Source organism: Ligilactobacillus pabuli (assembly GCF_022836475.1).
Taxonomy (GTDB): domain Bacteria; phylum Bacillota; class Bacilli; order Lactobacillales; family Lactobacillaceae; genus Ligilactobacillus; species Ligilactobacillus pabuli.
The window spans coordinates 1-1,656 of sequence record NZ_BQXH01000006.1 but is presented as its reverse complement, the minus strand read 5'-3'; the positions used below and the strand labels follow the sequence as shown (position 1 = coordinate 1,656).

Genomic DNA, 1,656 nt, shown 5'->3' with positions numbered 1-1,656 from the left:
TGGAACTTAGGTTTCTGGCGTGATATGACACAAACACTGACCTTAGTTCTTTCATCAAGTTTAATTGCGATCGTGATCGGGGTCCCACTGGGGATTTGGATGGCGAAAAGCAGTAAGGCTGAAGTTGTGATCAAACCGATCTTGGACTTTATGCAGACGTTGCCAGCTTTCGTTTACCTGATCCCAGCTGTTGCTTTCTTTGGCATTGGGATGGTTCCCGGGGTCTTGGCTTCCGTGATCTTCGCGATGCCGCCAACAGTGCGGATGACTAACTTGGGGATTCGCCAAGTGCCAGAAGACTTGATCGAAGCCGCCGATTCATTTGGCTCGACTTCTTGGCAAAAGTTAATTGGCTTACAGTTACCAATGGCTAAAAACACTATTATGTCAGGGGTTAACCAAACGATGATGCTCGGTCTGTCCATGGTCGTGATCGCCTCAATGATCGGGGCCTTAGGTCTAGGGACACAGGTCTATTTCGCGGTTGGTCGAAATGATGCCGGGGCAGGGTTTGCCGCCGGGATCGCTGTGGTGATCGTCGCCATTATTTTGGACCGAATCACCCAATCGTTCAATCAATCCTCCAGATAAGGGGTGATTAAATTGAAAAAGAAAATTAGCCGTTATTTGAAAATAGCCGCTGTGGCATTAGGCTTGACGTTACTTGTTAGTGCCTGTGCCAAGCCGCCCAAATATAACTCGCACAAAAAACTAGGCTCGCAAATCAACTATACGATCACTGGGATCGAAGCTGGGGCTGGTATTACTGATAGTACTGAGACTGCTCTGAGCGAATATCATTTGAAAAAAGCTAACTGGCAAATTATGCCAAGTTCAACGGCAGCGATGGTCAGTACCTTAGATAAGGCCATCAAAAACAAAGAACCGATTGTCGTGACTGGCTGGCAGCCGCACTGGATGTTTGCCAAGTACCCGTTGAAATTCTTGAAAGACCCTAAGCATGCTTATGGTAAGGGTGAATCGATGCGGACCTTGACAAGAACAGGGTTTAAACAGGATAATCCGGGCGCTGAGAAGTTCTTAGAAAATTTCCACTGGTCGATCGAGTTGTCTAACCCATTGATGATGAAAATTAATAATGGGATGAACAAGCAAAAGGCCGTGGATCAATTCATTAAGGACCATCCTAAGCAGGTCAAAGAATGGCTGAAGGGTGTCCCAGATGGTCAGGGTAAGAAGATCAAAATTGGTTATACCCCATATGACTACGAAGTGGCTGCAACAACCTTAGTGACGACCCTCTTGAAACAAAAGGGGTATGACGCAAGCATGCAACAATTGGATGTTGGTATTATGTGGAGTGCGATCGCTAGTGGTAAATTGGATGCAACCGTAACCGTTGAATTACCTGTGACGCATAAATTATATGCGAAGAAGTATAAGGGTAAATATGTTGAGGTCAGAAAAAACCTGGAAAATGCTAAAACTGGTTTAGCCGTCCCGACGTATATGAAAAATATCAACACAATTGATGATTTAAAGAATAAATAAATCTGCTTAAATTAAGGCCTGGGCAAATTACGGGACTTTGTCAAATAGTGTTGATGGTCCTTGGAACTCTATCTTAAAGGTGGAGTTCTTTTTTATACTTTGATAGCTAGTTTAAAGTGCTGGGGTGTGTGGCTGGGGCCAGCC

2 protein-coding genes are annotated in these 1,656 nt (G+C 44.9%); both read left to right on the top strand.

The genetic code is table 11. The features are described 5' to 3' along the window. On the top strand, nt 1–591 hold a 591-nt coding region (locus tag LPAF129_RS04085; RefSeq protein WP_244054890.1), incomplete at its 5' end, for an ABC transporter permease. A gap of 12 nt (nt 592–603) precedes the next feature. Beyond that, the gene (locus tag LPAF129_RS04080; protein ID WP_244054889.1) at nt 604–1,512 is read left to right on the top strand and encodes a glycine betaine ABC transporter substrate-binding protein; all 909 of its coding nucleotides are present in this window, start codon (nt 604–606) and stop codon (nt 1,510–1,512) included. Nucleotides 1,513–1,656 lie beyond the last annotated feature (144 nt).